Origin of the sequence: Ensifer sp. Root1252 (assembly GCF_001425885.1) — a bacterium.
In the GTDB taxonomy this organism is placed as follows: domain Bacteria; phylum Pseudomonadota; class Alphaproteobacteria; order Rhizobiales; family Rhizobiaceae; genus Ensifer; species Ensifer canadensis.
Genome location: NZ_LMDT01000048.1, coordinates 1 through 4,801 on the forward strand (window position 1 = coordinate 1; position 4,801 = coordinate 4,801).

General features: G+C 58.7%; 6 protein-coding genes and 2 pseudogenes. 5 read left to right on the forward strand and 3 right to left on the reverse strand.

The genetic code is table 11. The features are described 5' to 3' along the window. Positions 1–229 (forward strand): annotated as a pseudogene (locus tag ASD02_RS31855) (hydrolase); the annotation flags it as partial. 73 nt (positions 230–302) lie between these two features. Next, a complete protein-coding gene (locus ASD02_RS31860; protein ID WP_025429592.1) occupies positions 303–590 on the forward strand; it encodes a XapX domain-containing protein in 288 nt (95 codons plus the stop codon). Here the strand turns inward: ASD02_RS31860 and ASD02_RS38765 are convergent. Continuing rightward, positions 574–927: a hypothetical protein gene (locus tag ASD02_RS38765; protein WP_156407920.1), complete on the reverse strand. Its 354-nt coding sequence runs from the start codon at positions 925–927 to the stop codon at positions 574–576. The two genes, ASD02_RS31860 and ASD02_RS38765, sit on opposite strands and share 17 nt — an antisense overlap. A 167-nt stretch (positions 928–1,094) precedes the next feature. Then, positions 1,095–1,348: pseudogene (locus ASD02_RS40135) on the reverse strand (nucleotidyltransferase); the annotation flags it as partial. 43 nt (positions 1,349–1,391) lie between these two features. Between ASD02_RS40135 and ASD02_RS38775 the strand changes: the two are divergent. Continuing rightward, entirely contained in the window at positions 1,392–1,538 is a 147-nt protein-coding gene (locus ASD02_RS38775) for a hypothetical protein (protein ID WP_156407922.1), read from the forward strand. Between the two features lie 88 nt (positions 1,539–1,626). On the opposite strand, the gene ASD02_RS31865 is transcribed toward ASD02_RS38775, so the two are convergent. Next, the gene (locus ASD02_RS31865) at positions 1,627–2,859 is read right to left on the reverse strand and encodes an NAD(P)/FAD-dependent oxidoreductase (RefSeq protein WP_025429591.1); all 1,233 of its coding nucleotides are present in this window, start codon (positions 2,857–2,859) and stop codon (positions 1,627–1,629) included. Between the two features lie 609 nt (positions 2,860–3,468). On the opposite strand from ASD02_RS31865, the gene ASD02_RS31870 reads away from it, so the two are divergent. Then, on the forward strand, positions 3,469–3,801 hold the full coding sequence (locus ASD02_RS31870; RefSeq protein WP_025429589.1) for a GYD domain-containing protein: 333 nt from the start codon (positions 3,469–3,471) through the stop codon (positions 3,799–3,801). Positions 3,802–4,659: 858 nt separating this feature from the next. Further along, positions 4,660–4,801, forward strand: a 142-nt coding sequence (locus ASD02_RS37685; RefSeq protein ID WP_156408505.1) for a DUF1348 family protein, incomplete at its 3' end; no start/stop codon positions are given.

The window sequence follows — 4,801 nt, forward strand, 5'->3', positions numbered from 1 at the left end:
AATGGACCGCATGGTTCAAGCCGGCGTCATTCCGGTGACCTGGCAGCAGGTCCTCCTTGAGTGGCAGCGCGACTGGGCGCGGAAGGAAACCTATGACGCCGTCACCACGCTGGTGAAGGAGCATTCCGGCGCCTACGGCATGGGCATCGATTATGCCTACACCATGGTCCACAAGGCCGCTGAACGCGTCACGCACGGCAAGCGGATTGGCCCGAACCCGGCAAAGTAACCCAGCAAGAACAGCCGCTCCGACAGGACAAGCCCGTCGGAGCGGCAATCTCATCTCAGCGAGGACGAATTCCATGAAACTCTATCTCATGTCCATCGGTGCCGGCTTGCTGGTCGGCATTGTCTATAGCCTCCTCAACGTGCGTTCGCCGGCCCCGCCGGTCGTCGCTCTCGTCGGCCTTCTTGGCATCCTCGTTGGCGAGCAGCTTGTGCCTTTCGCTAGAACGCTATGGAGCAAGGAGCCGGCCGCCGTTTCCTGGATCAACCAGATCAAGCCGCACATGTTCGGTCATATGCCGAGGGGTGGGAACCAAAATGATCTCGCTGCGGCTCGTCAGGTCCAGGTCAAGTCTGATAGCTGACCGCCAAGAGGAGAGTAGCATTGCGGTTCGCGGCGACACCTAGCCATTGCCCAATATCCAGGGACCGCTCACCAAGATCTTCGACTTTAACGGCGCGATGGCCGAGATAGGTCGCTACGACTTTGCCGTCCTCGATGTCGAGCGCGGCCCACTGTAGTTTGCTGCCGGCTCCGCAACGCAGCGGGCCTGTCAGGCAGAGGGGAACCTGAAGACGAGGGCCTATCGCGACGTCGCTGGCATCTGGACGGCTACGGCCCTTCGGGTCGCTGATCTCAGGTGAATTGAATTGCGGGTATGTCGTTCGCAACGACAGGCATTCCGACTTTGGCCTCTCCATGAAAAGCTCTCCTCCAGTTCAATTAGAAGCCGCCGCGAGGGATCACCTTTTATCGCGCGGTGACGGAGGAGAGGGCAAATCGCGGTGACGGAGACGGAGTTTCAGGAACTACCCTTTTCGCGCCTTGGGGTCGTCACCATCGCTGGAAAGCAAGTGGAAATACTGCGTCAGGGCAAGTGTCGCAGCAAGGTTGAATTGTCCGCCCGTTCGAGCTTAGCGAGGTGTTCCGCGCAGATTGTTTTGACCGGATCGTAGAGAACGGAAGTTCGAGCGGTCAGCCATGCCATTGCCTCCTCGCTGATCTCGTAGTGTTCCGAGTAGCGGGCTTTCACATACGCCTCATTCAGCGTGTTGAACCATGACTGCGATGTTGATCCCGAGGTCAGGCGTCCGTCAGGCGCACATCCTGACCCTCAGCCAAAGGGACCCATTGCCCCGACCGCGATCATTTTGGAGCGGTCAACATGACCAGGACAATTGCGGTGAGAAACGGGCTGATAGACAGCAGCGCAATGATGTACGTCCCGGCAAACAATACATCGATCGCCAGGTGGCTCGCGCCCATCGAGCGCTACTTGAGAGAGGTTCGGTCGGTCTCGCCGGAGTTCTGAAACTCCAACACGGCGTTCGGAGGAGGGGCCCACCCCTTCACAAGGGCCCCTGTAACGACGCTTGCCATGCAGATGCTAACCAATCGAATTAACTCGCCGATCTCTTGGCGAGATGGTTCACCAGCCGTGCTGCTTCCTCAGCAACCCCCGGTATAACTCCCGACTTCCGAGTCGAGGCAAAATCGAGGCCGGAAAAATACAGTCCGGGAACGAATCCGATCCCCTCCTCGTGAATAGGCTGGCCGTCGTCGTCGATGGTGTCCGGGACTTTGATCCACCGGAAATCGCCTCTGAAGCCTGTGCACCAGATTACCGATGCTATGCCGCTCGTCGCCAATTCGATTGAGCGGATCGGTGGATCGGCGAGGCGTGGGGCGATCACCTCGGCAGGATCATCCTCGGCAGGCGGCGCGTTCAGCCCGGCGCGCCCGATGTAAGCGTCAATAAGGCGCTTGACGTTGGCTGAGCTCTCGTCGGCAAAACGCATGTGCTCATCCAGGTTGTCGCCGAATACCAGGCTGCCATTCGTCATACCCAAGAAGCGACCGAGCAACACGACCCCCTGGGCGCTCAGCGATTGCAGGCTGATGGTGTGGGTGGCACCAAGCAAGCCTCGCGGCGGCAGCTTCCCCGATGGCAGGATGATTTCCCTGCGCGGTACGTCGAAATAGCCGGACAGGGTCATCCAATTGAAGATGTCGCCGCCGCGATAATAGCGGACCAGACGGCCGACTCGGCTCGTCGCCAGAAAGACCGAGCGTCCCGCGAGTGCCAGGTCCTCGGCAATCTGGCCGCCCGATTGACCGCTGCCGACTACAAGAACAGCACCTTGTTCCAACTCGGCTGCATTGCGATAGGCCGAGGAATCGAGTTGGCGGACCGTTGCCGGCAGTTCCGCCGACTCAGGCGATCGTTTCGGACAGTTCAGGCTACCGCTCGCGACGACGACGTTGCGGGCCTGAAAGACACCACGCGGTGTCGTCACAAGAAAGAGTTCGTCATCTCTGGACAGTTCCTCTGCTGGAGTCCCGGTTATCACCGGCAATTGGTGCCGCTCAACATACTTCTCGAGATAAGCGACAAATTGATGCTGTGTGCTGGCACCCCAGGGATCAGGCACGTCATGGGAATCACCGGGCAGCAGCGAGCGAATGTTAGGCGAGTTCAGACGGAAGGAATCCCAGCGCTGGGTCCGCCAGGTTTCTCCGATGCAGCCTCGCTCAAGCACCTGATGATCGCGACCTTGCTGCTTGAGTAAATAACTGATCCCAAGCCCGGCCGAGCCCGCTCCGACGACAACCACGTCAAGTATCCCCGCCATGGCACATCCTCCCAACAAGACGGCATCGTAGGAATCGAAGCGCGACGGCCTCGGATCAACGTTCAGGCGGACCTGCTGGCGGTGCCGCCATCTGCCTGGTCCTGGATGACGGTAACATGGATTCGATCAACTCTAAGGAGAAAGGCGTTGTTCGTTTGTGTGCCCGCAGGCCAGCAGCATCCCCAAGTCTCAACGACTGAATGCGGGAAAGCGCGCCGTTATCCCATGCTCGTTCCTGGGAGCAGACCCGAGGCTACGCCCTCAGCAAGGAAAGAAGTTTCACTGCCTGGCAGAGTTGTCGGATGAGATGATCGATGAGGCCCTCGAACAACACGCTTAGCTCGATTTGGAACTTCGGTGGCAGGACGCTATATGCCAGGGGAATCCCTGCTAAACGGTCCAAAGCCTTAACGTGCAACCGCTTCGGATGCGACGGCTGGTAGTGCCGTCATTTCAAGGCCCGCCGCGGTGGCGATCATGCTCACTGTGCGTCGCCGAATTGTGCGTGACCAATCTAGCGCTCTGCAGCTCAACGCTCGTCTAACGCCAAGTTTTTTGAGATATTGAGTATGGCAGGTCACCCGATCTGCCCAGTTGAGGGAGGATGTCATGCCACTGTTCATAACCACAGGGTGCTATACAACCACGTCAGCGAAGGGAATGATTGACAGTCCATCGAACCGAGAAAAGGCGGCCCGTGGCATCATGGAAGCAGCGGGCGGGAAACTGCATTCTTTCTACGTTACGACGGGCGAAACCGACTGGATGGCAATCACGGAATTCGACGATGGCGCTGACTTGGTCCCCGCACTTCTCGTTGTCAGCGCATCGGGAGCTGTATCGAATGTAAAAACCGTGCGAGCCTACACGGGCGCGGAATTCAAAGCTGCCCAAGAGAAGGCGGGCAAAATCGCATCTTCCTATGGCCCCCCAGCAAAATAAGCAGGCCGCTGGTTGAAACGTTTTTGGCAGCGGAACCTCCGCTGCCAGAAACGAGGCGCATTTTCCCCAATGTAGACGCACGTTCCTCCCCGCCACAGTACATTGCCGCGCTTTGGTGTTTTGTACTTGGCGACAACGTTCACGTGCTCGCTCGCGATGGTGACTGGCACGCCCTAGCCATAGTCGCATGTTCCGCCCGGACAGTGAGCGGATTATCGAAGCCATGCACCCTTATCGCCATCAGTCGCCCCCTGGATGTCATCTTCGGATGCGGAGAGCTGATACGCACGATCCTTCTGAGCTGCGCGTAAGCGACCGCCCACTGACCAGCAGTGATATAGCGCAGGGCGGTGATGAGAGGCGACGACGCGCGGGACAGGAGGTATGTCTCCGGGCTCGTCCGAAATCTGTGCCTACCTGTTTTTGAACTGATGTCGCTATCCCCGATCTGTCGCACACACGGCTTGGCGCTGGATCCTTCGATTGTCTGCTGCAGCGTCTCATGAAGCGAAAGCGGTCGATCGCCGAGCGAGTTCTTTGGCCAGCCGAGACCACCGAGAGCGAGACAAAGATGCTTTATTACGCGGTGGTGGCGGCCTCAGACGTCGAGCTTGAGACGGTCTTTCGTGAACTCATGCACTGAGCGGACAAACATCTAGCAACCGGCCTAGCCACAACAGCTAAGATCGCAGCTCTCGGCGTGACGCGGACTCGGCGGACTACGGCGCAACCTTTCAATTCGCACGGCAAAAACGGCCAGCGCCCAGCGTTGACCGTTGACGCTGCACTCAGCCACATGTACCGATTGACACACTGTTTACCGATCGGTACAGTGAAAAGGATCTGGAGATCATGAACATGACTGAACAACGCCCACCACTGCCCCCTTTCACCCGCGAAACGGCAGCGGCCAAAGTCCGAGCTGCAGAGGACGGATGGAACAGTTGCGATCCGCACCGCGTGTCCCTCGCCTACAGCGTCGACAGCTATTGGCGTAACC

Excerpts from the sequence above, each read along its gene's own strand:
- ASD02_RS38765 (WP_156407920.1), bottom strand. The coding sequence starts at position 927 with ATGGAGAGGCCAAAGTCGGAATGCCTGTCGTTGCGAACGACATACCCG.
- ASD02_RS31870 (WP_025429589.1), top strand. The coding sequence starts at position 3,469 with ATGCCACTGTTCATAACCACAGGGTGCTATACAACCACGTCAGCGAAG.
- ASD02_RS38775 (WP_156407922.1), top strand. The coding sequence starts at position 1,392 with ATGACCAGGACAATTGCGGTGAGAAACGGGCTGATAGACAGCAGCGCA.
- ASD02_RS31860 (WP_025429592.1), top strand. The coding sequence starts at position 303 with ATGAAACTCTATCTCATGTCCATCGGTGCCGGCTTGCTGGTCGGCATT.
- ASD02_RS31865 (WP_025429591.1), bottom strand. The coding sequence starts at position 2,859 with ATGGCGGGGATACTTGACGTGGTTGTCGTCGGAGCGGGCTCGGCCGGG.